This window comes from Acinetobacter sp. Ac8 (genome assembly GCF_055392545.1).
Map to the genome: position 1 here is coordinate 2,940,064 of NZ_AP043689.1, position 26,279 is coordinate 2,966,342.

15 protein-coding genes are annotated in these 26,279 nt (G+C 42.6%); 4 read left to right on the forward strand and 11 right to left on the reverse strand.

The genetic code is table 11. The annotated features are described in order from the left end of the window. The first annotated feature begins 566 nt into the window (after positions 1-566). Positions 567-1,619, forward strand: a complete 1,053-nt coding sequence (locus ACZ5QH_RS13955; protein ID WP_303577869.1) for a Rieske 2Fe-2S domain-containing protein — start codon at positions 567-569, stop codon at positions 1,617-1,619. 200 nt (positions 1,620-1,819) lie between these two features. After that, a complete protein-coding gene (locus ACZ5QH_RS13960) occupies positions 1,820-2,485 on the forward strand; it encodes an O-methyltransferase (protein ID WP_004822576.1) in 666 nt (221 codons plus the stop codon). Between the two features lie 383 nt (positions 2,486-2,868). Here the strand turns inward: ACZ5QH_RS13960 and ACZ5QH_RS13965 are convergent, their stop codons facing one another. From ACZ5QH_RS13965 to ACZ5QH_RS14015, 11 genes are all read right to left on the reverse strand, one after another. Beyond that, positions 2,869-3,711, reverse strand: a complete 843-nt coding sequence (locus ACZ5QH_RS13965; RefSeq protein ID WP_004719212.1) for a universal stress protein — start codon at positions 3,709-3,711, stop codon at positions 2,869-2,871. A 128-nt stretch (positions 3,712-3,839) separates the two neighbouring features. Then, a complete protein-coding gene (locus ACZ5QH_RS13970) occupies positions 3,840-4,457 on the reverse strand; it encodes an acyltransferase (RefSeq protein WP_004822577.1) in 618 nt (205 codons plus the stop codon). Further along, a complete protein-coding gene (locus ACZ5QH_RS13975) occupies positions 4,450-5,046 on the reverse strand; it encodes an IMPACT family protein (protein WP_303577868.1) in 597 nt (198 codons plus the stop codon). Before ACZ5QH_RS13975 ends, ACZ5QH_RS13970 begins: the two co-directional genes overlap by 8 nt. Before the next feature lie 113 nt (positions 5,047-5,159). Then, entirely contained in the window at positions 5,160-11,549 is a 6,390-nt protein-coding gene (locus tag ACZ5QH_RS13980; protein WP_464016704.1) for a BapA/Bap/LapF family large adhesin, read from the reverse strand. Then, a complete protein-coding gene (locus tag ACZ5QH_RS13985; protein WP_464016705.1) occupies positions 11,456-19,081 on the reverse strand; it encodes a beta strand repeat-containing protein in 7,626 nt (2,541 codons plus the stop codon). Before ACZ5QH_RS13985 ends, ACZ5QH_RS13980 begins: the two co-directional genes overlap by 94 nt. A gap of 42 nt (positions 19,082-19,123) precedes the next feature. Then, positions 19,124-19,684, reverse strand: coding sequence for a BapA/Bap/LapF family prefix-like domain-containing protein (locus ACZ5QH_RS13990; protein WP_303577818.1), 561 nt, complete (start codon positions 19,682-19,684; stop codon positions 19,124-19,126). 611 nt (positions 19,685-20,295) lie between these two features. Next, positions 20,296-21,039, reverse strand: coding sequence for an LPS export ABC transporter ATP-binding protein (gene lptB / locus ACZ5QH_RS13995; protein WP_004724336.1), 744 nt, complete (start codon positions 21,037-21,039; stop codon positions 20,296-20,298). Further along, complete coding sequence (gene lptA / locus ACZ5QH_RS14000; RefSeq protein WP_085942773.1) at positions 21,039-21,581, reverse strand: lipopolysaccharide transport periplasmic protein LptA; 543 nt, start codon at positions 21,579-21,581, stop codon at positions 21,039-21,041. Before lptA ends, lptB begins: the two co-directional genes overlap by 1 nt. Before the next feature lie 10 nt (positions 21,582-21,591). Next, positions 21,592-22,137, reverse strand: a complete 546-nt coding sequence (gene lptC / locus ACZ5QH_RS14005; protein ID WP_004822582.1) for an LPS export ABC transporter periplasmic protein LptC — start codon at positions 22,135-22,137, stop codon at positions 21,592-21,594. A gap of 39 nt (positions 22,138-22,176) precedes the next feature. After that, positions 22,177-22,716: a KdsC family phosphatase gene (locus ACZ5QH_RS14010; RefSeq protein WP_004822583.1), complete on the reverse strand. Its 540-nt coding sequence runs from the start codon at positions 22,714-22,716 to the stop codon at positions 22,177-22,179. Between the two features lie 3 nt (positions 22,717-22,719). Then, positions 22,720-23,712 (reverse strand): KpsF/GutQ family sugar-phosphate isomerase, encoded by a 993-nt coding sequence (locus ACZ5QH_RS14015; protein ID WP_004822585.1) that lies wholly within the window; start codon positions 23,710-23,712, stop codon positions 22,720-22,722. 197 nt (positions 23,713-23,909) lie between these two features. Here ACZ5QH_RS14015 and cysS point away from each other — a divergent pair, with 197 nt between their 5' ends. Both cysS and ACZ5QH_RS14025 read left to right on the forward strand, forming a co-directional pair. Further along, positions 23,910-25,331 carry a cysteine--tRNA ligase gene (gene cysS, locus ACZ5QH_RS14020; protein ID WP_303577819.1) on the forward strand — a complete coding sequence of 474 codons (1,422 nt, stop codon included), beginning with the start codon at positions 23,910-23,912 and terminating at the stop codon, positions 25,329-25,331. Positions 25,332-25,654: 323 nt separating this feature from the next. Further along, the gene (locus ACZ5QH_RS14025; protein ID WP_004822589.1) at positions 25,655-26,275 is read left to right on the forward strand and encodes a TetR/AcrR family transcriptional regulator; all 621 of its coding nucleotides are present in this window, start codon (positions 25,655-25,657) and stop codon (positions 26,273-26,275) included. Positions 26,276-26,279 lie beyond the last annotated feature (4 nt).

Consider the following 26,279-nt stretch of genomic DNA (forward strand, 5'->3'; position numbering starts at 1 on the left):
TGTCGTGATAGCCTTATTTTCTCATCTAAAAACCCTTAAAATAAATAAAAAAGAGTAATTTAAATGATCAGATTAAATCGTAAAGAATGGCATGAAACTTTTCTAAAAATGGTAGCCTCAGCCAGCATGATCACGTTTATTATCTATATGAGTTGTTGGATTATTTACTTTTTATTGGCACAAATTAGCCAATACAATCTGATCCAAAATATTGTCATTAGTTTTAGCTTCATCAGTTTATTTATATTAACCATGCAAACCTTACGTTCAATGTATCAGGTCTACTATTTGCCTTTAATGAATAGTTGCAGGTTAAATTATCAAAAAATTATTTTCTTTTGCAGCAGTTTCTCCATCGCACTTATTGTAGTCAGCTCATTTTTATTAAATTTTGGAAAAATGTTAAAAGATTATTACAGCTAAGCAGATATAAATGATCGCCGCTGCGCATGCCTACTATGCAATCAAGTGTTCTATTTTTCTTAATCATTCAGCACAATAATTGAAATTTCAAAGAACATGGCATTGTTTTATATTCAAATGAGCACTCCCGAAAAGATTTGAATATGAATAGCAAAACGCTGAACAGCTTTAATCCAGACCGTCCCGTTCATATGAGCTTCTCCGAACATGATTGGCAGCTCTTAGCTCAATATTGGTATCCAATTGCATTAGCAAGAGATATTACTGAGCAACCACTCGGAACCATGTTGCTGGATATGCCATTGGTCATTTATAAAATAGATACTGAAATCATTGTTGCCAAAGATGCCTGCCCACATCGCGGTGTTCCTTTAAGCATCGGAACAAATGATGGTCAAGGTATTGTCTGTCGTTATCATGGTTTACGCTTTGGTGAAAATGGAAAATGTAATCGTATTCCTGCGCACCCGAATCATAAAATTTCGGACCATTTCCACCTAAAAACCTATGCTGCTGTTGAACGTTATGGATTAATCTGGTGTTCACTTTTAGCAAAAAAACAGGATATAGCCAATATTCCAAACATGCCGCATTGGGATGAGACCACGTACCAACAACTGGTTTGTCCTCAAGTCGATTTAAAATGCTTTGCTGGTCGACAATTGGAAGGCTTTATCGATGTTGCCCATTTTGCATGGGTACATCCAGAAACTTTTGGTGACCCAGAAAATACTGAAGTGCCTGATTACACCACGCAAGAAACAGACTATGGTTTTAGTGCTGATTATATCAGTAGTGTAGGTCGTTACCCGATTGGTCTAGATCAATTAGGACAAGCGGATTTTCAATGGTTACGCCATTTTGAAATTCATTTGCCTTTTACCGCAACATTAACCATTCATTTCCCCAATCAAGCGAAACAGGTCATTATGAATGCTGCCTCGCCCATGACAGCACGTAGTACTCGATTATTTGCCCCCATTTGTCGTAACTATGATCAAGATTTACCAATAGAAGATGCTTATGAATACAACCTTAAAATCTTTGAAGAAGACCGTTTGATCGTTGAGACACAAAAACCAGAATATCTACCTTTAGATTTATCCATTGAGGCGCACTTTCCTGCTGATCGCAGTTCAAGTATGTATCGCCGTTTATTAAGGAAAATTGGATTTAGCTCATTATTCGCCGCATAAATCAGTTTCATCACCATGTTTTATAGAAGTTGATCAGGCTTCTTTAAAACAATAAAACCTGAATGTATCGCTCTATATATTTATAATTTTTTCCAGTTGATTAAATTTAACTCAAAAGTTTCTATTAAAATTGCACTCTTCGATTAAAAGATTAAAATACACATTACATAAATGAAGTGACTCCAATTAGGTGGTATAACATGCAACAAATGTGGTCAGACATCGATGCCTATATCGAATCACATTTAATTCCTGAAGATCCAATCCTCATACAAACATTAAAAAACACTGAGGATAAAGGATTTCCAGACCACCTTGCTGTTGCCGCAAATCAAGGCATGTTATTGCAAATGTTGATTCAAATGAACAAGTGCAAACGTGTTTTAGAATTAGGTACTTTTGCAGCGTATAGCACCATGTGGTTAGCCCGTGCGCTACCTGAAGATGGCTATATTTTAACGATTGAAGGTCGTGATACGCATGCTGCTTTAGGTCAAGAAAATATAGATCAGGCCAAGCTCAAACAAACTGTTGAATTAAAGTGTGGTCGTGCAGCTGATATTTTAAAAGCCTTGCCTGAAGCTACAGAACCTTTTGACTTTATTTTTGTCGATGCTGATAAACAAAGCTATCCTGAATATTTAGAATTAAGCTTAAACCTGTCGCATTCAGGTACAGTGATTGTTTTGGACAACGTGATTCGTGCTGGTGACATTCTTGACCCAGACAATGTGAAACCAAGTATTGAAGGGATCCGTGACATGTATAAAGCCATGCAAAACCATCCTAAAATTCTGTCATGTACAGCTTTGCAAACTGTAGGTAGCAAAGGGCATGATGGTTTTGCCATTGCAATTGTAAAATAAAACATGCTGATTTAATTTTTAAAGCTGCTATTTAGATAGCAGTTTTTTTATAGCTAAAATTTTAACAAGTCCAGCTTAGCTTCAATCATTCTCCTTAGAGTTATCCCCTGAACTTGTTTGTAGAATTGTGGATAACTCAATAATGCTTTAATAAACCCATGAAAATAAAATACTTTTAATCGTCGATTAATTTTCAACCAGTTAAATTCATGGTTCATGAAAAAGTGCTTGCATTTCAAAATGCAATATTTTTATCAAATTTTTTAATCAAAAAGAATGCCACAAATCATATTATTTGTGGCATTTCATCTCTTCTGTTTGATCGGCCATTTGACTCAATGTCGATTGCTCAGGTCGCGTTGTCTTTTATCTTCAAATCAGACTTATTTTGCAACCAACAATGGAACTGCAGCGTTTCTAAAAATAGTGGTCGTTACACTACCCAAAAAGAACTGATGAATTTTACTATGACTAAATGCACCTAGAACAATCAATTGAATTTGATGCTGATCTTGATAATCCAAAATATTTTCAGCAACATCACCATAACGGTACTCTACCACCACATCTAAACCTGCATCTTTTAAACGTTGCGCAGGCTCATTGAGAATTTCAGGATGATCACCGACATAGAGTAAATGGCATTGTAAAAGTTTAAGCAAATCACTTTTTTCAACACGTTTTAGCATTTTTTGACATGTTTCTGAAAGCTCATAAGCAAAAATAAACCGTGTAGGTGGTTTAAATGTTTGCCCAACAGTTAATACGGTACTTTTGGTTCCACGAATAAAGTTTTCAACATTACTGCCCAATATTTTATTCTTCTCAGCTGAACGCTCACCCACTCGACCGATGACAGCGATATCATCTTCAGTCAATTCATTGAAGCTTTGTTCGAGAAAATCACCTTTGGCTTGAATTTGAATTGGTGTGATATTGTATTTTTCTTGAATCATTTCAGAAATATGCTTGAGTAAATTGTTACTGTAATCCAGTGCTAACTCACTTTGCTTTTGTTCAAGTTCAGCCAGCTCTTTAAGTAACATCGCATTACTTTCAAAGCCAATTACCCCACTAATTTCCCCTAAATGATAACTTGCAGGGTAATAATCCAATACTTGCAATAAAACCAGTTCACGACCAGTTTTTTGAGCAATCCATGCGGCTGCTTCTGCCAATGCATTGATGCACGGAGAAGAGTCAATACAAGCCACTACTCTGTTCATTTTAACCTCGCTTTAGCTTTACAGCTTTGGGTCTATATTATTTTAAATTAGCATAAGTTTTTATAAGTTTGGACAACTTTATGTAATTAATTCCATAATTTAATTATGTATTTGTACAAACTGTGCGTTCATTCACGATAACGAATAAAACGCGCTGGGTTCCCAGCCACAATTTCTCGTTCAGCTACATTTTTAGTGACCATACTATTCATTCCAATCACCGCATGTGAAGCAATTTTTACACCATCTTTCACACCAACATGCGCGCCCAGCCAAACATCCTGACCAATTTCAATGCCTTTGGAAGTCACAGCTTGTTGATAAACCGGAATATTCAAATCCATCCCATGATCAAAAGCATAAAGATGGCAATAGGCGGCTATACGAACTTGATCATGCAATTTAATACCGACTTTACCCCCATCCAAAATACAATGATGGTTGACCGCGACTTCATTACCAATCTCTAACGGTCCATGCAAGGTACAATCCGCTGCAATAAAAGTATTATCCCCAATGACAATTTTCCGACCAGGCTCAGCAAAAATATGCGCCAATGGTGAAATAAAACAATTTTGACCTATTTCAACAGTTTCCATTGCCATCAAATACGCTTGATACTGCTGCTGCCACTGCTCCGCCCAAACTCGATTTTTCGGTTTAAGTGAATAATACAGCCACGGCATATAATTTAAGCGATGCTTATGTTGTTCACGATATTTCAATAATGGGTCTTGTTCAATCATCAACGTCTTCCAACAATTTAAGTTGCTCACGCCCACGCGTTACATCTTGAATTTTTAACTTAAGTGGATCAATTTGATGTATTTGTAATAATGCCTCAACTTCAACCCCATTAGCAGTATATTGTTCTGTATATTCAATACTTTGGGTATTTAATTCATACTGAAAAATTGACCATTCGCTGAATTGGCATTGAAAATAAATTTTCTTCTTTTTAATCAGTTCTATTTTTTCAGCCAAAAGCAAACATTGCCCTGCACAGCCACCATAGGCACGAACTAAACCACCTGTACCCAACTTGATGCCACCATACCAACGATTGACCAATACAATTGCATTGGTTAAATCATTGCCCTCAATGGTCGCAAGGATCGGGCGACCTGCTGTACCTGAAGGTTCACCATCGTCATTAAAACGAACATTATGACCTATTTTCCATGCCCAACATTGATGTGTTGTTGTTAGATCTAAATGTTTTTCCAGAAACATTTTAACTTGCTGTTCATTTTCAACAGGCGCTGCAATGGCTTGAAATCGACTCTTTTTAATATCTTCTTCAAAAATCGTTTCTGATACAAGTGTATAAACCATAATGAAAATAAAACATTCAAACTCAATATATTGCCATTATAACGTGCTTTTAAAATACATTGGACAATAAAAAACCCTAAGCGAACTTAGGGTTTTTCTATTCACTCACTAAATTACAGGACAAGCTGATGATTTTGAAGCAAGAGTTTCAAGATATCATCTTCAGTTTTGCCGTTAAATGCAGCACCTGATTGCGCCAAATTATCCAATTGGAGTAAATCAGTTTTGCCAGTGTACGTAGTTCCTGCACCATCTCGATCTAGGGTGAGTGTGACATTATTACCATCAACTCTTACACCAAGATAGTTTTTCAAATAGTTTGCCGATGCTGTTAAATCAGCTGTGATATTTGCACTGTTAAAACCAATCAGTAAATCAGAAATATCAATGATGTCTGCATTCGTATCAGTGTTCACATTTCCAGAATGGAAGTCTGTCCAATGATCAACACCATTTCCACCACTTGCACTTGCACTTTCCAATACATGATATACAAGTACATCTGAACCAGCATGACCTGTAAAGGTATCATTCAGTTCACCACTAATCAGTGTATTACGTAGAGCATCACCAGTCGTTATTGCATCAACAGTTACTGTAAGAGATGCTATATGATCTTGACCAAAAACAGAGAGTTTGTAATCGAATACTTCTTGACGACCAATTACGCCTGCACTCGGTGTATACACATAGCTTCCATCACTTTTCACGAACAGACTGCCATATTCACCTTGTACAGTTACGCCGTTATATCCCACTTCAACAAAGTGGCCACTCCCCGTATCAATACTGAATTTTGCATAAGATGGATTATAAGTATCATCTGTCAACATATTGCCAGTAATTGCAGCAGGAGTTACTGGGGCAATTTCATTATAGTGAGTAATGTCTTGCGCTAAGCTCACTGTAGCATTAAATCCAAAACCTACATTACCCGACACAGATGCCGTAATTGTATAGGTTCCTGGTCCTAAATTAGGCATGTCGACAGTTATTGAACTTCCAAGTGCGTTGAGAAGAGGCTTACCGGTTATCGTACCAACAACTGTACCACTTTGATCTTTGATTGTAAGAACAACCGTAGGTAATAAAGAAATTGCAGATGGTATATTTACTTTAACTACAACATGTGAAGAGTCTGTATTCGCCACACTAAATGTTGTCGGAACATAAGTACCACTACCACCACCTAATGAACCTGCCACTGCAAAACTAGCACCTTGAGTCGTCTCACTTACTGTTTGCACCACATTCGTTACAGCACCAATAGCGACATGCTCTGCATTGTCTAGAATGATTGGGGCTGGAAGAGAAACATCATTTTGAGGATTTGTATTATCCCAAACCACGCCAGAGTTATCACCATCGATACGGATATTCAAATGCGCAGAGGCTTCACTACCATTAAAGTCCTTGATCGTATAGGTAAATGTATCTACCTTACCAATATCCGCAGGATTACCATTACTTACATATTTATAATGTCCGTTTGGAGAAATATAAAGTGTTCCGTAAGCACCAACCACAACCGTGTTTGCACCTGATAATGTGACTGCAGGATCCCCCACTTCATTGGCCACTTTAGTGACAAATGTTGTTGTATTTACTTCATCTGCACCATCCACACTTGTAATTACATTTCCTTCTATGGTACTTGAACCTAAATATTTATTGGTCTGGTCTTGCATGGTTAATTCAACACCACCAAATAACTGTGCAGATGCTGTCGAATCCAATAAATTCAAGATTTGTTGTAATAAACCAGAATCCGTTGGTTTCTCTTGCAGTGCGATGGTATAAACGCCTGGTGGCAAATTATCTAAATTAATCTGACCAGAATAATTAAAGATAATGCCCAACAATCCAGGTGGCGTTAGCTTTACAGCATCTTCCACGATGAAGTGTTCTTTTTGTATTACACCATTTTCATCCACATATTGACGTTCAAGTACAGCATTGAAAAACTTATCTGCCGTACCTAATAAAGCACCAATAAGACCGCCTATCGCAGCACTTACAACACTACCGCTTACATTGACATGAATACTTGACGTGCTGTTTTCTTCAACTTCAAAATTAAATGGTACTGTATTACCTAAAGAGATATTTAATCCGAGTAAATTTACACCCAATAATTGTGAAGCTCGACCATGTACACCAACATCATCACCCGCGGATTCATGATAATTTTTAACAGTTGCAAGGTCATCATGAGCAACAACCTGATCAACATGATCTGGTGGTGTTAATTCACCTGGGTTTGCTGGCGTTCCTGCAATATTAATAATGATTTGAGCTGTGTCAGATGTTGTTCCATTCGACAGCTTATAATCAAATATTTCAGTTTTTCCAAGAGCTGCTTCTCCGGCTGTCACCGTATAGGTAAAGGCTCCTGTTAGAGTATTAATTTCAAGGCTTCCATACTCTCCTTGAATCGTAACAGTACCTGGTGTAACAGACGCACCATCTATTTCAATGATCGAACCACCACTGACTACATCTTGTCCATTGCCATTATCAGCAAAAACATTGCCTGTTAATGCATAGTTAGCAAAAACTTCTTCAGTTCCCGTTACGCTAATATTTGTTTTTTCATAAATCGTTAATAAGTTTGATAATAAAGGAGCAACCGCAGCATTAACAATATAATCAATTACTCCAATTGGTAATACATCTAGTAACTGGTTCACTACACTTGAAAGTGGTAAACCGATTGTATTAACAGGGATTAAGATTGTATTGACTAAAGCGAGAATTGGAGCACCCAATACTGGGCCAAGTACTGCATTAATTGCTACTCCGATAGCTGCTGCATTTGAAGCCCCCAGAATTTCTCCTTCGCCTCCAAGATCACTAATAGCAACATCTTTGAGTAAAGTCGTTAGAGCACTATCATCTGCTTTAACTGCAACTGTATAATTACCTTCAGGTAAATTAGTGAAATCGAGTTTAATTGAGTCGTTACTATTCACGACACCAATGATTCCAATACCACCAACTGTGACAATTCCACCTTGGCTACTACCACGTGCAACCTCCACTGGTCCATTGGCGGTTTGCTGATAAATAACAATCTGAACAGCCTCACCGACCGAAATCAGGTCTTGTTGCGAAACTGTGACCGAAATATTACCAGTCGTTGCCTTACCTGCACTTCCTGTCGTTTGTGGAATTGAAAAATCTAGACCAGTAGCATTATTCCCTAAGAGATCAACAACTGCGATATCTGAACCCACAACTTCTGTACGGTTTTCACGAACTTCTTGACCTAGATTTAATGCAAACTCATCATTTACAGCATTAAGTGGCGGAAGAACAACTGAACCATTGTCTACCGCTGTCGGTGGAAGTGTTGCCGCATCATTGCCAGCTGCATCTTGGATCGCATTTGGATCATTAGCCGTAGTTGGATCGGTATAACCCACCGTCACCGCTTGACCTAAAGTCACTGGTGCACCCAAGGTTAACACCACGTTATTGCCCACCACCGCAACACCCGTTACAGGGACAAGCTGACCATCTGCAGTCACTGCAAAGTCGCCTGCAACTGGTGGATGTAATGGATCAAGCGCTTCATTATAGGTCAGGGTCAATGTAGTCCCTGATAGATCCACTGTCGCACTGACAAAGGTCGGTGCTGTGGTATCGCCACCAGGAATAATCGAACCATTGTCGACCGCTGTCGGTGGAAGCGTTGCTGCATCATTGCCAGCTGCATCTTGGATCGCATTTGGATCATTAGCCGTGGTTGGATCGGTATAACCCACCGTCACCGCTTGACCTAAAGTCACTGGTGCACCCAAGGTTAACACCACGTTATTGCCCACCACCACAACACCCGTTACAGGGACAAGCTGACCATCTGCAGTCACTGCAAAGTCGCCTGCAACTGGTGGATGTAATGGATCAAGCGCTTCATTATAGGTCAGGGTCAATGTAGTCCCTGATAGATCCACTGTGGCGCTGACAAAGGTCGGTGCTGTGGTATCGCCACCAGGAATAATCGAACCATTGTCGACCGCTGTCGGTGGAAGGGTTGCTGCATCATTGCCAGCTGCATCTTGGATCGCATTTGGATCATTAGCCGTGGTTGGATCGGTATAACCCACCGTCACCGCTTGACCTAAAGTCACTGGTGCACCCAAGGTTAACACCACGTTATTGCCCACTACCGCAACACCCGTTACAGGGACAAGCTGACCATCTGCAGTCACTGCGAAGTCGCCTGCAACTGGTGGATGTAATGGATCAAGCGCTTCATTATAGGTCAGGGTCAATGTAGTCCCTGATAGATCCACTGTGGCGCTGACAAAGGTCGGTGCTGTGGTATCGCCACCAGGAATAATCGAACCATTGTCTACCGCTGTCGGTGGAAGCGTTGCTGCATCATTGCCAGCTGCATCTTGGATCGCATTTGGATCATTAGCCGTGGTTGGATCGGTATAACCCACCGTCACCGCTTGACCTAAAGTCACTGGTGCACCCAAGGTTAACACCACGTTATTGCCCACCACCGCAACACCTGTTACAGGGACAAGCTGACCATCTGCAGTCACTGCGAAGTCGCCTGCAACTGGTGGATGTAATGGATCAAGCGCTTCATTATAGGTCAGGGTCAATGTAGTCCCTGATAGATCCACTGTCGCGCTGACAAAGGTCGGTGCTGTAGTATCGCCACCAGGAATAATCGAACCATTGTCTACCGCTGTCGGTGGAAGTGTTGCCGCATCATTGCCAGCTGCATCTTGGATCGCATTTGGATCATTAGCCGTAGTTGGATCGGTATAACCCACCGTCACCGCTTGACCTAAAGTCACTGGTGCACCCAAGGTTAACACCACGTTATTGCCCACCACCGCAACACCCGTTACAGGGACAAGCTGACCATCTGCAGTCACTGCAAAGTCGCCTGCAACTGGTGGATGTAATGGATCAAGCGCTTCATTATAGGTCAGGGTCAATGTAGTCCCTGATAGATCCACTGTCGCACTGACAAAGGTCGGTGCTGTGGTATCGCCACCAGGAATAATCGAACCATTGTCGACCGCTGTCGGTGGAAGCGTTGCTGCATCATTGCCAGCTGCATCTTGGATCGCATTTGGATCATTAGCCGTGGTTGGATCGGTATAACCCACCGTCACCGCTTGACCTAAAGTCACTGGTGCACCCAAGGTTAACACCACGTTATTGCCCACTACCGCAACACCCGTTACAGGGACAAGCTGACCATCTGCAGTCACTGCGAAGTCGCCTGCAACTGGTGGATGTAATGGATCAAGCGCTTCATTATAGGTCAGGGTCAATGTAGTCCCTGATAGATCCACTGTGGCGCTGACAAAGGTCGGTGCTGTGGTATCGCCACCAGGAATAATCGAACCATTGTCTACCGCTGTCGGTGGAAGCGTTGCTGCATCATTGCCAGCTGCATCTTGGATCGCATTTGGATCATTAGCCGTGGTTGGATCGGTATAACCCACGGTCACCGCTTGACCTAAAGTCACTGGTGCACCCAAGGTTAACACCACGTTATTGCCCACTACCGCAACACCCGTTACAGGGACAAGCTGACCATCCGCAGTCACTGCAAAGTCGCCTGCAACTGGTGGATGTAATGGATCAAGCGCTTCATTATAGGTCAGGGTCAATGTAGTCCCTGATAGATCCACTGTCGCGCTGACAAAGGTCGGTGCTGTGGTATCGCCACCAGGAATAATCGAACCATTGTCTACCGCTGTCGGTGGAAGGGTTGCTGCATCATTGCCAGCTGCATCTTGGATCGCATTTGGATCATTAGCCGTGGTTGGATCGGTATAACCCACGGTCACCGCTTGACCTAAAGTCACTGGTGCACCCAAGGTTAACACCACGTTATTGCCCACCACCGCAACACCTGTTACAGGGACAAGCTGACCATCTGCAGTCACTGCGAAGTCGCCTGCAACTGGTGGATGTAATGGATCAAGCGCTTCATTATAGGTCAGGGTCAATGTAGTCCCTGATAGATCCACTGTGGCACTGACAAAGGTCGGTGCTGTGGTATCGCCACCAGGAATAATCGAACCATTGTCGACCGCTGTCGGTGGAAGTGTTGCCGCATCATTGCCAGCTGCATCTTGGATCGCATTTGGATCATTAGCCGTAGTTGGATCGGTATAACCCACGGTCACCGCTTGACCTAAAGTCACTGGTGCACCCAAGGTTAACACCACGTTATTGCCCACCACCGCAACACCCGTTACAGGGACAAGCTGACCATCCGCAGTCACTGCAAAGTCGCCTGCAACTGGTGGATGTAATGGATCAAGCGCTTCATTATAGGTCAGGGTCAATGTAGTCCCTGATAGATCCACTGTGGCGCTGACAAAGGTCGGTGCTGTGGTATCGCCACCAGGAATAATCGAACCATTGTCTACCGCTGTCGGTGGAAGGGTTGCTGCATCATTGCCAGCTGCATCTTGGATCGCATTTGGATCATTAGCCGTGGTTGGATCGGTATAACCCACGTCACCGCTTGACCTAAAGTCACTGGTGCACCCAAGGTTAACACCACGTTATTGCCCACCACCGCAACACCTGTTACAGGGACAAGCTGACCATCTGCAGTCACTGCGAAGTCGCCTGCAACTGGTGGATGTAATGGATCAAGCGCTTCATTATAGGTCAGGGTCAATGTAGTCCCTGATAGATCCACTGTGGCACTGACAAAGGTCGGTGCTGTGGTATCGCCACCAGGAATAATCGAACCATTGTCTACCGCTGTCGGTGGAAGCGTTGCTGCATCATTGCCAGCTGCATCTTGGATCGCATTTGGATCATTAGCCGTGGTTGGATCGGTATAACCCACCGTCACCGCTTGACCTAAAGTCACTGGTGCACCCAAGGTTAACACCACGTTATTGCCCACCACCACAACACCCGTTACAGGGACAAGCTGACCATCTGCAGTCACTGCAAAGTCGCCTGCAACTGGTGGATGTAATGGATCAAGCGCTTCATTATAGGTCAGGGTCAATGTAGTCCCTGATAGATCCACTGTCGCGCTGACAAAGGTCGGTGCTGTGGTATCGCCACCAGGAATAATCGAACCATTGTCGACCGCTGTCGGTGGAAGCGTTGCTGCATCATTGCCAGCTGCATCTTGGATCGCATTTGGATCATTAGCCGTGGTTGGATCGGTATAACCCACGGTCACCGCTTGACCTAAAGTCACTGGTGCACCCAAGGTTAACACCACGTTATTGCCCACCACCGCAACACCTGTTACAGGGACAAGCTGACCATCTGCAGTCACTGCGAAGTCGCCTGCAACTGGTGGATGTAATGGATCAAGCGCTTCATTATAGGTCAGGGTCAATGTAGTCCCTGATAGATCCACTGTGGCACTGACAAAGGTCGGTGCTGTGGTATCGCCACCAGGAATAATCGAACCATTGTCGACCGCTGTCGGTGGAAGTGTTGCCGCATCATTGCCAGCTGCATCTTGGATCGCATTTGGATCATTAGCCGTAGTTGGATCGGTATAACCCACGGTCACCGCTTGACCTAAAGTCACTGGTGCACCCAAGGTTAACACCACGTTATTGCCCACCACCGCAACACCCGTTACAGGGACAAGCTGACCATCCGCAGTCACTGCAAAGTCGCCTGCAACTGGTGGATGTAATGGATCAAGCGCTTCATTATAGGTCAGGGTCAATGTAGTCCCTGATAGATCCACTGTCGCGCTGACAAAGGTCGGTGCTGTGGTATCGCCACCAGGAATAATCGAACCATTGTCGACCGCTGTCGGTGGAAGTGTTGCCGCATCATTGCCAGCTGCATCTTGGATCGCATTTGGATCATTAGCCGTGGTTGGATCGGTATAACCCACCGTCACCGCTTGACCTAAAGTCACTGGTGCACCCAAGGTTAACACCACGTTATTGCCCACCACCGCAACACCCGTTACAGGGACAAGCTGACCATCTGCAGTCACTGCAAAGTCGCCTGCAACTGGTGGATGTAATGGATCAAGCGCTTCATTATAGGTCAGGGTCAATGTAGTCCCTGATAGATCCACTGTCGCACTGACAAAGGTCGGTGCTGTGGTATCGCCACCAGGAATAATCGAACCATTGTCTACCGCTGTCGGTGGAAGCGTTGCTGCATCATTGCCAGCTGCATCTTGGATCGCATTTGGATCATTAGCCGTGGTTGGATCGGTATAACCCACCGTCACCGCTTGACCTAAAGTCACTGGTGCACCCAAGGTTAACACCACGTTATTGCCCACCACCACAACACCCGTTACAGGGACAAGCTGACCATCTGCAGTCACTGCAAAGTCGCCTGCAACTGGTGGATGTAATGGATCAAGCGCTTCATTATAGGTCAGGGTCAATGTAGTCCCTGATAGATCCACTGTCGCGCTGACAAAGGTCGGTGCTGTGGTATCGCCACCAGGAATAATCGAACCATTGTCGACCGCTGTCGGTGGAAGCGTTGCTGCATCATTGCCAGCTGCATCTTGGATCGCATTTGGATCATTAGCCGTGGTTGGATCGGTATAACCCACCGTCACCGCTTGACCTAAAGTCACTGGTGCACCCAAGGTTAACACCACGTTATTGCCCACCACCGCAACACCCGTTACAGGGACAAGCTGACCATCCGCAGTCACTGCAAAGTCGCCTGCAACTGGTGGATGTAATGGATCAAGCGCTTCATTATAGGTCAGGGTCAATGTAGTCCCTGATAGATCCACTGTCGCACTGACAAAGGTCGGTGCTGTGGTATCGCCACCAGGAATAATCGAACCATTGTCTACCGCTGTCGGTGGAAGTGTTGCCGCATCATTGCCAGCTGCATCTTGGATCGCATTTGGATCATTAGCCGTGGTTGGATCGGTATAACCCACCGTCACCGCTTGACCTAAAGTCACTGGTGCACCCAAGGTTAACACCACGTTATTGCCCACCACCGCAACACCGTGACAGACAAGCTGACCATCTGCAGTCACTGCAAAGTCGCCTGCAACTGGTGGATGTAATGGATCAAGCGCTTCATTATAGGTCAGGGTCAATGTAGTCCCTGATAGATCCACTGTCGCGCTGACAAAGGTCGGTGCTGTGGTATCGCCACCAGGAATAATCGAACCATTGTCTACCGCTGTCGGTGGAAGTGTTGCCGCATCATTGCCAGCTGCATCTTGGATCGCATTTGGATCATTAGCCGTGGTTGGATCGGTATAACCCACGGTCACCGCTTGACCTAAAGTCACTGGTGCACCCAAGGTTAACACCACGTTATTGCCCACTACCGCAACACCCGTTACAGGGACAAGCTGACCATCTGCAGTCACTGCGAAGTCGCCTGCAACTGGTGGATGTAATGGATCAAGCGCTTCATTATAGGTCAGGGTCAATGTAGTCCCTGATAGATCCACTGTGGCGCTGACAAAGGTCGGTGCTGTGGTATCGCCACCAGGAATAATCGAACCATTGTCTACCGCTGTCGGTGGAAGGGTTGCTGCATCATTGCCAGCTGCATCTTGGATCGCATTTGGATCATTAGCCGTGGTTGGATCGGTATAACCCACGGTCACCGCTTGACCTAAAGTCACTGGTGCACCCAAGGTTAACACCACGTTATTGCCCACTACCGCAACACCCGTTACAGGGACAAGCTGACCATCTGCAGTCACTGCGAAGTCGCCTGCAACTGGTGGATGTAATGGATCAAGCGCTTCATTATAGGTCAGGGTCAATGTAGTCCCTGATAGATCCACTGTGGCGCTGACAAAGGTCGGTGCTGTAGTATCGCCACCAGGAATAATCGAACCATTGTCTACCGCTGTCGGTGGAAGGGTTGCTGCATCATTGCCAGCTGCATCTTGGATCGCATTTGGATCATTAGCCGTGGTTGGATCGGTATAACCCACCGTCACCGCTTGACCTAAAGTCACTGGTGCACCCAAGGTTAACACCACGTTATTGCCCACCACCGCAACACCCGTTACAGGGACAAGCTGACCATCTGCAGTCACTGCGAAGTCGCCTGCAACTGGTGGATGTAATGGATCAAGCGCTTCATTATAGGTCAGGGTCAATGTAGTCCCTGATAGATCCACTGTGGCGCTGACAAAGGTCGGTGCTGTAGTATCGCCACCAGGAATAATCGAACCATTGTCTACCGCTGTCGGTGGAAGGGTTGCTGCATCATTGCCAGCTGCATCTTGGATCGCATTTGGATCATTAGCCGTGGTTGGATCGGTATAACCCACCGTCACCGCTTGACCTAAAGTCACTGGTGCACCCAAGGTTAACACCACGTTATTGCCCACCACCGCAACACCTGTTACAGGGACAAGCTGACCATCTGCAGTCACTGCGAAGTCGCCTGCAACTGGTGGATGTAATGGATCAAGCGCTTCATTATAGGTCAGGGTCAATGTAGTCCCTGATAGATCCACTGTGGCGCTGACAAAGGTCGGTGCTGTGGTATCGCCACCAGGAATAATCGAACCATTGTCTACCGCTGTCGGTGGAAGGGTTGCTGCATCATTGCCAGCTGCATCTTGGATCGCATTTGGATCATTAGCCGTGGTTGGATCGGTATAACCCACCGTCACCGCTTGACCTAAAGTCACTGGTGCACCCAAGGTTAACACCACGTTATTGCCCACCACCACAACACCCGTTACAGGGACAAGCTGACCATCTGCAGTCACTGCAAAGTCGCCTGCAACTGGTGGATGTAATGGATCAAGCGCTTCATTATAGGTCAGGGTCAATGTAGTCCCTGATAGATCCACTGTCGCGCTGACAAAGGTCGGTGCTGTGGTATCGCCACCAGGAATAATCGAACCATTGTCGACCGCTGTCGGTGGAAGTGTTGCCGCATCATTGCCAGCTGCATCTTGGATCGCATTTGGATCATTAGCCGTGGTTGGATCGGTATAACCCACCGTCACCGCTTGACCTAAAGTCACTGGTGCACCCAAGGTTAACACCACGTTATTGCCCACCACCGCAACACCCGTTACAGGGACAAGCTGACCATCTGCAGTCACTGCAAAGTCGCCTGCAACTGGTGGATGTAATGGATCAAGCGCTTCATTATAGGTCAGGGTCAATGTAGTCCCTGATAGATCCACTGTCGCGCTGACAAATGTAGGCGCTGTAGTATCGCCACCAGGAATAATCGAACCATTGTCGACCGCAGTCGGTGGAAGCGTTGCTGCATCATTGCCAGCTGCATCTTGGATCGCATTTGGATCATTAGCCGTGGTTGGATCGGTATAACCCACCGTCACCGCTTGACCTAAAGTCACTGGTGCACCCAAGGTTAACACCACGTTATTGCCCACCACCACAACACCCGTTACAGGGACAAGCTGACCATCTGCAGTCACTGCAAAGTCGCCTGCAACTGGTGGATGTAATGGATCAAGCGCTTCATTATAGGTCAGGGTCAATGTAGTCCCTGATAGATCCACTGTCGCGCTGACAAAGGTCGGTGCTGTGGTATCGCCACCAGGAATAATCGAACCATTGTCGACCGCTGTCGGTGGAAGCGTTGCTGCATCATTGCCAGCTGCATCTTGGATCGCATTTGGATCATTAGCCGTGGTTGGATCGGTATAACCCACCGTCACCGCTTGACCTAAAGTCACTGGTGCACCCAAGGTTAACACCACGTTATTGCCCACCACCGCAACACCCGTTACAGGGACAAGCTGACCATCTGCAGTCACTGCGAAGTCGCCTGCAACTGGTGGATGTAATGGATCAAGCGCTTCATTATAGGTCAGGGTCAATGTAGTCCCTGATAGATCCACTGTGGCGCTGACAAAGGTCGGTGCTGTGGTATCGCCACCAGGAATAATCGAACCATTGTCTACCGCTGTCGGTGGAAGTGTTGCCGCATCATTGCCAGCTGCATCTTGGATCGCATTTGGATCATTAGCCGTGGTTGGATCGGTATAACCCACCGTCACCGCTTGACCTAAAGTCACTGGTGCACCCAAGGTCAATACCACACTAGAGCCATTCACGGTAACACCTGTTACAGGTACCACCTGACCATCTGCGGTTACCACGAAACTGTTTAATGGCGGTAAGTTTGCTGAGTCTAGCGCTTCACTATAGGTCAAGGTGAGCGATGTGCCTGCTGTATCTAACGTTGCACTGACAAAGGTCGGCGCTGTGGTATCTCCACCAGGCACAGTTGAACCATTGTCTACCGCTGTCGGTGGAAGGGTTGCTGCATCATTGCCAGCTGCATCTTGGATCGCATTTAGATCATTGCCCGTGGTTGGATCGGTATAACCCACCGTCACCGCTTGACCTGCTGTGACTGGTGCACCCAAGGTCAATACCACACTAGAGCCATTCACGGTAACACCTGTTACAGGTACCACCTGACCATCTGCGGTTACCACGAAACTGTTTAATGGCGGTAAGTTTGCTGAGTCTAGCGCTTCACTATAGGTCAAGGTGAGCGATGTGCCTGCTGTATCTAACGTTGCACTGACAAAGGTCGGCGCTGTGGTATCTCCACCAGGCACAGTTGAACCATTGTCTACCGCTGTCGGTGGAAGGGTTGCTGCATCATTGCCAGCTGCATCTTGGATCGCATTTAGATCATTGCCCGTGGTTGGATCGGTATAACCCACCGTCACCGCTTGACCTGCTGTGACTGGTGCACCCAAGGTCAATACCACACTAGAGCCATTCACGGTAACACCTGTTACAGGTACCACCTGACCATCTGCGGTTACCACGAAACTGTTTAATGGCGGTAAGTTTGCTGAGTCTAGCACTTCACTATAGGTCAAGGTGAGCGATGTGCCTGCTGTATCTAACGTTGCACTGACAAAGGTCGGCGCTGTGGTATCTCCACCAGGCACAGTTGAACCATTGTCTACCGCTGTCGGTGGAAGGGTTGCTGCATCATTGCCTGCCGTATCTTGAATGGCATTAACATCATTACCCGTGGTTGGGTCGGTATAACCCACAGTAACGGTCTGACCAGCTGTCACTGGTGTACCGAGAGTCAATATCACGACATTACCATTGACTGATATACCTGTCACATTAACAAGTTGACCACCCACATTAACCGAAAAACTGCTCGATGGAGGTAAGTTAGCACTATCCAATGCTTCACTATAGGTCAGGGTTAATTGTGTTCCTGAACTATCCACATGCGCAGATTGAAATTGTGGATTTGTGACATCACCTGCTGTAATTTCAACTGTTTTTGGATTACCTGCACCATCTGTCACAGTGACCGTAATAGTTTCACCGTCTGTAAGTGGTCGTGTTAATTGAACATTATCAACCGTGTTATTACCAGTGATTGTACCTGTACCAATTACATTACCATGACCATCCGTGATTTTAACTTGACCCGTTTCATTTGAAGTAACTTCAACATGAGTTGCGTCTTGAATGGTTGTAGTGATCACAGGAGCAGTTACATCACCTGCTGTAATTTCAACTGTTTTTGGATTACCAGCACCATCTGTCACAGTAACCTTAATAGTTTCACCGTCTGTAAGTGGTCGTGTTAATTGAATATTATCAACCGTGTTATTACCTGTAATTGTACCTGTACCAATTACATTACCTTGACCATCCGTGATTTTAACTTGACCAGCTTCATTTGAAGTGACTTGAATATGGGTCGCATCTTGAATAGTTGTACTAATAATTGGCGGTGTTACATCACCTACTGTAATTACTTTTTCTGTTTGATTCCCTGCGGCATCAATAACGTCAACAATAATCTTACTGCCGTCAGTTAAAGGCGTATTTAAATCAACTATTAATTTTCCATCAGGACCAATTACACCCTCAGCAATTATTTGTCCTGCTTCATTTTTAATTATAACTTTACTACCAGGTTCATTTGAATTGACCTGAATAGTATCATTATCAATAATATTTATTTCGACTTCAGGTTTTGTAACATCACCCACATTTATTGTTTCAGTTGTTTTATTACCCGCATTATCCGTTGCTGTAATAGTAATTTTTTCATTATCAACCAAAGGTCTTGTTAAATTAATTTCAAGCGCACCTGCTTGATTTAGTTATCCTGATCCAATTGTTTTACCACTCGCATCGACTATTGTAATTTTACTTGCTTCATCTGCAGTGATTTTAATTTTCTGATTATCTAAAATATCATAGCTTAGTTTTGGTCCTGTTTTATCACCACTTCCTGAATGGCTTGAGCCACCACTTCCCCCTGATGCTGCTGCAATTCCGATCGCCCCAGCTGCAGCTGCAACCCATGCCCATGCAGGTACAGCACTATGATGGCCAACTAAATACTCTTGAAAATCGGTAATCCCTAAATAATCAATTTTAGTTACAGTGCCAGTTGCATCAAATTCAAGAAAGTTAAGTAAATAATGCTTTCCATCTGCAGTTTCTATTGTAAATTCTTTTGGTTTTTCACCAATAAAGAAATCATCAATAACAACTTTTTCTCCATTTTTTAAATAAACCTCCAAATTATTATTAACTTTTACAATCTTGGCTATTTCTGCGCTATCAAGATTTACTTTATACACTGAGTAGTGTTTATTAACTAAATCTTGAGTGAGAACCTTAGCTGTTCCTTTTTCATAAATAGTGATGTTTTTCATAATATTTTTTCCGTCTTATAATTTACTGTTATGCAAAAAAGATAAATAAGTGAGATAAATTTCACAAGTGTATATTTTTAATATTAAAATCACATATACATATAAAAAACAGTGCTTGTCTATAATGGCTAAATGATTGATCTTTTTTAAAACCATTACTTTGTGATGCAATTATCATTTAGTTAAAATCTTACTTGTTTATTTTACTAATTTATTGTGATTAAATTTAATTATCACTTTATATTCATTACTAACATTATCAATGATCACTTTTATAAATTTATTTAAATTTTATTAATAGTCTCACCTTTTTAAAAAGAAGCATTCTATTATTCCCATACTGCTCATAGCGCTTAAAAATAATAAATTCCCATTTAATTTTTATGGGTATTATAGAAACTTAAGAATTTGACTTAGATTAAATTTTAAACAAAACATGTAACACATTTTTCTATATGTGAAGAGCATCACATTAAAACTATGTTGTTAAATTTAAATGAAATAATAATTAATAAAATATTGAATCAAAATTGAAATTTTTAAAATTTGGGTCTCAAAAAATAAAAAAAAAGATGAAGGTGATCCTTCATCTTTTAAAAAAATCTGAGTGGTTATACGGTAAAATCATCACCCAAATACACTTGGCGCACGGTTTCATCTGCCAACACTTCTTCTGGCGTTCCTTCCGCAATCACAGCACCTTCACTCACAATATAAGCATGCTCACAAATCGCTAAAGTTTCACGAACATTATGGTCGGTAATCAAAACCCCGATTCCACGATCTTTTAACTGTCGAATAATATCTTTAATATCACCTACCGAGATTGGATCGACACCTGCAAAAGGTTCATCCAAAAGCATAAATTTTGGATCAGCTGCAAGTGCGCGTGCGATCTCTGCACGACGGCGCTCACCACCTGACACACTCATTCCAAGAGAATCTTTAATATGGGTGATTTTAAAATCTTCCAATAATTCTTTGAGGCGTTGTTGGCGCTGCTGTTTATTTAAATCTTTACGTGTTTCAAGGATGGCCATGATATTTTCAGCAATCGTCAATTTTCTGAAAATTGAAGCTTCCTGTGGAAGATAACCAATTCCTTTACGTGCGCGCTGATGCATAGCTAAATCAGAAATATCTTCATTATCAAGATGAATTTCGCCCTTATCCATTCGCACCAAACCAACGACCATATAGAAACTGGTGGTTTTACCCGCACCATTCGGCCCAAGCAAACCCACAATTTGTCCACTTTGCATACTGAATGAAACGTCTTTGACCACCCAACGTTTACTATAAACTTTTGCTAAATGTTTGATACAAAGCACTTGAGGCTGATTCGATGCTGTCATTAATCACGCGCTCCAGGGAAAGACTTGGTACTATTTGGCGGGATAATAATTTGTACACGTCCTTTCGCTGAACCTGTGCTATTTGAACTACCAGAAGCTTCAATATCGCCTTTGTTCATACTATATTTTAATGAACTGCTGCGAATACTTGCTCCATCTTGATATAGATAAGCATTACCAATTAAATTAATAATTCCTGTTTCGGCATTATAAATAATTTTTTGTGCTTCTCCACGAGCAACACCCTTTGCCGTATCAACTTGTTGTTGAAACTTTGCTGGGCCGCCAGTGGCAGTAATGGTACTAATTTGCTTATTCTTATTCAATTGAGCCACAATTGAAGCAGCTTGAAGCTTCATTGTACCTTGCTCAATGATGACATTACCGGTATATGTCGTTACACCCGCAGCTTCATTATAGGTTGCTTTATCTGCAACCAATGAGATTGGCTGATTACGATCTGACGGTAATGCAAATGCTGCTGCAGACAAGCCCATTAAACCGGCAGTGCAGATCGCTTTTATTAGGAAAGATTGTTTCATTAAAAAAGGCTTAGTTAGGTACATACTTTCCTCGAATATGTGCAAATTCATATTGACCTTGGTTTAAATCAGCTTTTAAACCCTGACTAATAAATTCTGCATCAGGTGCATTAACAGTCACTTGGTGAGTCGTTTCAAACTGACGTATTTTAGGATACCCCGTTAACTCGTCTGTCTGAAATTCCATGGTCCCTCGTTCACCAATCTTGGTCGCTTTAACTTGTCCAGATAAAACGACTTTTTCATTGTCATTAAATCCTCGTGCTTGTTTTGCAAAAAAAGTTGAATCAACTTTATTTTGATGAAACATCGAAGCATTGAGGTTACTCAGTGTTGAAGTTTTTCTTTGTAAATCTTGTTCTAAACGATCCACTTGAGCACGAACATAAAGATTGCCCTTTTCATCTGTTTGGACCAACTGGATACCCTCAGCAGTATACGTCATGCTTTTGGCTGAATTCGCATCCAACTTTTTGCCTTTCCCACTGTAATAGTAATAGCCACCACTGATTGCCGCGATGACAACTGCAGTCACATATAAAACCTTAGTATCCATAAATTACATTCAACATTTGATCAATCTGAATTTACGCTATTAATGCGGTATAGCTGTATATTTTTCAAGTAATTCTTGGTAAGTGCCTTTTGCCATCAGCAACATATCACAGACTTCACGCACAGCTCCACGCCCACCCATCGCCTGAGTGACTAAATCTGCTCGACGACGCACTTCAACATGCCCGTTGGGTACAGTGACTTTCATCCCTGCGATTGCAAAGGCTGAAAGATCTGGCCAATCATCGCCCATATATAAACAGTCTTCAGGATCTAAATTGAATTGAGCACAAGCTTCTTTAAGTGCAGCACCTTTGTCTTCACGACCTTGAAAAACCAAATCCACGCCAAGATCAGCCATACGTTTTTCAACAATATTACTTTTACGTCCTGTGATAATGATGACTTTAATTCCAGATTTTTGCACCAGCTTCATGCCTAATCCGTCGCGAATATCAAAGGATTTAATTTCATCCCCTGTATTGGTCAACGTCACAAAACCATCACTCAAAATTCCATCTACATCTAAAACCAATGCTTCAATATGACGCGCTTGTTCCAGTAAAACATAAGAAGCCATTGATTAATTTACTCCAGCTTGAATCAGGTCATGCATACTAATTACACCAATCACTTTATTGGCATCATCAACGACAATAAATTGACTAATTTTCTTTTCATTCATTTTTTCTAAAGCTTCAACTGCACGTGCTTCTTTAGAAATGGTTGAAGGGTTTTGAACCATGACCGCGGAAACAGGCAAGTTCACATCAAAACCTTGTTGTCTATCAATTAAACGACGTAAATCACCATCGGTAAATATGCCCAATAAGGTGTCATTTTCATCGACAACAGTGGTTAAACCTAAACGCTTATTGGATATTTCGTACAAAACTTTATTCATTGGTGTATCAGGAAATACTTTTGGTAAATCAGTGCCTGTACGCATCAAATGTTTTACATGTAACAACAGACGTTTGCCTAATGCACCAGCAGGATGTGACATTGCAAAATCATCTGCAGTAAAACCACGTGCATCTAATAGCGCCACAGCCAGTGCATCGCCCAATACCAATGTTGCAGTAGTGCTTGAGGTGGGTGCCAAACCTAATGGACATGCTTCTTTGATATTTCCCAGTGTCAACGCAACATCTGCATTTTGTGGCATAGGTCCTTTGTCATCACCGCTGATGGTGATTAAAGGCACTTCCAAATACTTAATCAGTGGCATCAACATCATAATTTCATCACTCTTTCCAGAGTTTGAAATTGCAATCAACACGTCACCTTTGACCAACATACCTAAATCGCCATGCCCTGCTTCACCAGGATGCATAAAGAATGATGGTGTGCCTGTTGATGCGAAAGTTGCTGCCATTTTCCGCCCAATATGCCCAGATTTCCCCATACCCGTAATCACTAAACGACCTTGGCACTGTAAAATAATTTCACATGCGCGCGTAAAGCGTTCATCAATTTGAGTCGCTAAAATCTCTATGGCATGTTCTTCAATGCGTAAAGTTTCAAGTGCAACTTTTTGAAAATCAACTTGATTTGATTTATTTTCAGGATTCAAAATGGGCTAACCTTAACTCTATAAAGAGTTTTGAATATCGAATGGAATATTTTTGCTATTTTAGCATAGCAATACAATAGGCTGCTTTCCTAAATGTATAAATTTCATTTTCTTAGAAAAATAACGTATAAAACTTTATGAAATATGGAGCTTAGGTTAAGATTAATCATCATTTTGTTGAAGCCTTTAGAAAACCTATGCAACCATTTGTTCTTTACAACTCTGAGCAACGAAAAAAAGTTGAATTTGTTCCCCGTAAAGAAGGACATATCGACATGTATGTGTGCGGTATGACAGTTTATGATTACTGTCATATAGGCCATGCTCGGGTGATGGTTGCTTTTGACTACATTATTCGTTTTTTACGTAGTCAAGGTTGGAATGTTAAATACGTTCGTAACATCACAGATATCGATGACAAAATTATTGCGCGTGCCAATGAAAATAGCGAAAGCATTACAGCTTTGACCGATCGTTTTATCAAGGCGATGAATGATGATGCCGAAAATTTAGGATGCTTAGCACCTGATGAGGCACCCCGCGCAACAGATTATATCGATCAAATGCAGAATATGATTGGTAACCTTGTCAATAAAGGTACGGCTTACCCTTCTGCAAATGGCGATGTCTATTTTGAAGTTGAAAAATTTAAGAACTATGGCCGACTTTCAGGACGTAAACTTGACGATATGCAAGCTGGCGCTTCTGAACGTGTTGATGTTGAAGTTGAGAAGAAGCATCCATTTGACTTTGTGCTATGGAAACATGCTAAAGAAAATGAGCCTTCATGGGCTTCACCTTGGGGCAATGGCCGTCCAGGTTGGCATATTGAATGTTCAGCAATGTCAACTTGCTGCTTAGGCAATCATTTCGATATTCATGGTGGCGGTTCAGATCTTTTATTCCCACATCATGAAAATGAAATCGCGCAATCAGAAGCTGCAACAGATGAACAATATGTAAACTACTGGATGCATGTTGGCTTTATCAATGTCGATGGCGAAAAAATGTCGAAATCTTTAGGCAACTTTTTTACCATTCGTGATGTGATGGAGAAATTCCATCCTGAAGTGATTCGTTATTTTATTGTGTCATCACACTATCGTAGCCCTGTAAACTTCTCGGACTTTGCACTAAAAGAAGCAAAAACTACGCTTTCTCGTTTTTATCATGCATTTAAAGCGTATCAACAAGTCTATGGCAATAAAACCACAGACCTGTTAGATGAAACGCTCATCGAGCGCTTTAATTCAGCAATGCGTGATGACTTCAATACATCTGAAGCAATTGCAGTTTTATTCGAAATTATTAAAGAATTGAATCGTGCGATTAAAGAAGAGAATGCAGCGCAATCTACGCTTTATTATTCTACGTTACGCCACTTGACCAATATCCTTGGCTTGGTTCAATACAATGTAGATGACTTTTTAAAATCAGACATTGGTCAAGAAGCACTTGGCTTATCCGAAGCTGATATTGAAGATTTCATTCAACAACGTGTTGATGCCAAGAAAAATAAAGACTTTGCCCGTGCAGATGAAATCCGTCAGTCTTTGCTTGCTCAAGGTGTAGTACTGGAAGATACACGTCAAGGTACTATTTGGCGCCGCGCGGATTAATTTCTAAGAGCATTATTAAAAAGAAAAACCTGATCAAATGATCAGGTTTTTTTTGTAAAGTCGTTGCTGACTAAATATGTTTTTAAACGGTACATCTCTTACAGTTTCTTTATATTCATCGTATGACCATACTTAAGTTTAGTTTTATAAATTGTTCGTTGAAATTTTATCTCTCCTAATTTACTTATATAAAAGCTAAATTATTAAATACATTAAAAAAATAAATATTTTATTGAATATGATGGACTATAGTTTTATTGAATCAGCGAAATAGCTGATATACTCTGAGTCCAGTTCTTCATCAGCGGTTTTGGATCAATAGAATGAGTTCAGTGCGCCAACAGAATTTTCTTCTTCGCAAAGAGAAAATTTTAGCAATGGCAGAAACCTTATTGCTTGATAATAATCAGGATATTACGTTAAGTGAGCTTGCTGCTGAACTTGATATCGCAAAAGGAACGATCTATAAACATTTTAAAAGTAAAAACCAGCTGTATCTTGAACTGATTATTTTGAATGAAAAACGACTTTTAGATATTTCTAAAGCCTATCATCATGATATTAAAATCTATGTATCCGAATACATGTTATATAACATGTTAAATTCGAATCGAACAATTTTACTGCATGTGATTGAAGAGCGTTTAACCAATAATGAACGTAAACTCAAAGACTTATTCGAAGAACTTTATAGCATACGTGAGCAACGTATTTTAGAAATTAAAGATCTTTTCGGGGCACATCTCAAAGCCTTAAACAGTAGTATGTCAATCCGTGATTACTTGTCTTATATCTGGACAGTGACTTATGGCGCATCATTATTGTTAAATTCTACGCACTATCAAAAGTCTATTGGCTCTCGTGAACGCTTAATCAAACTCTATGTCAATCAAGCATTGATGACACCTGATAAGCTAACCGATTCAGAGCATCAAGCGAATTAATCTT

Coding starts and splice junctions, on each gene's coding strand:
- ACZ5QH_RS13955 (WP_303577869.1), top strand. CDS start 567: ATGAATAGCAAAACGCTGAACAGCTTTAATCCAGACCGTCCCGTTCAT.
- ACZ5QH_RS13960 (WP_004822576.1), top strand. CDS start 1,820: ATGCAACAAATGTGGTCAGACATCGATGCCTATATCGAATCACATTTA.
- ACZ5QH_RS13965 (WP_004719212.1), bottom strand. CDS start 3,711: ATGAACAGAGTAGTGGCTTGTATTGACTCTTCTCCGTGCATCAATGCA.
- ACZ5QH_RS13970 (WP_004822577.1), bottom strand. CDS start 4,457: ATGATTGAACAAGACCCATTATTGAAATATCGTGAACAACATAAGCAT.
- ACZ5QH_RS13975 (WP_303577868.1), bottom strand. CDS start 5,046: ATGGTTTATACACTTGTATCAGAAACGATTTTTGAAGAAGATATTAAA.
- ACZ5QH_RS13990 (WP_303577818.1), bottom strand. CDS start 19,684: ATGAAAAACATCACTATTTATGAAAAAGGAACAGCTAAGGTTCTCACT.
- lptB (WP_004724336.1), bottom strand. CDS start 21,039: ATGACAGCATCGAATCAGCCTCAAGTGCTTTGTATCAAACATTTAGCA.
- lptA (WP_085942773.1), bottom strand. CDS start 21,581: ATGAAACAATCTTTCCTAATAAAAGCGATCTGCACTGCCGGTTTAATG.
- lptC (WP_004822582.1), bottom strand. CDS start 22,137: ATGGATACTAAGGTTTTATATGTGACTGCAGTTGTCATCGCGGCAATC.
- ACZ5QH_RS14010 (WP_004822583.1), bottom strand. CDS start 22,716: ATGGCTTCTTATGTTTTACTGGAACAAGCGCGTCATATTGAAGCATTG.
- cysS (WP_303577819.1), top strand. CDS start 23,910: ATGCAACCATTTGTTCTTTACAACTCTGAGCAACGAAAAAAAGTTGAA.
- ACZ5QH_RS14025 (WP_004822589.1), top strand. CDS start 25,655: ATGAGTTCAGTGCGCCAACAGAATTTTCTTCTTCGCAAAGAGAAAATT.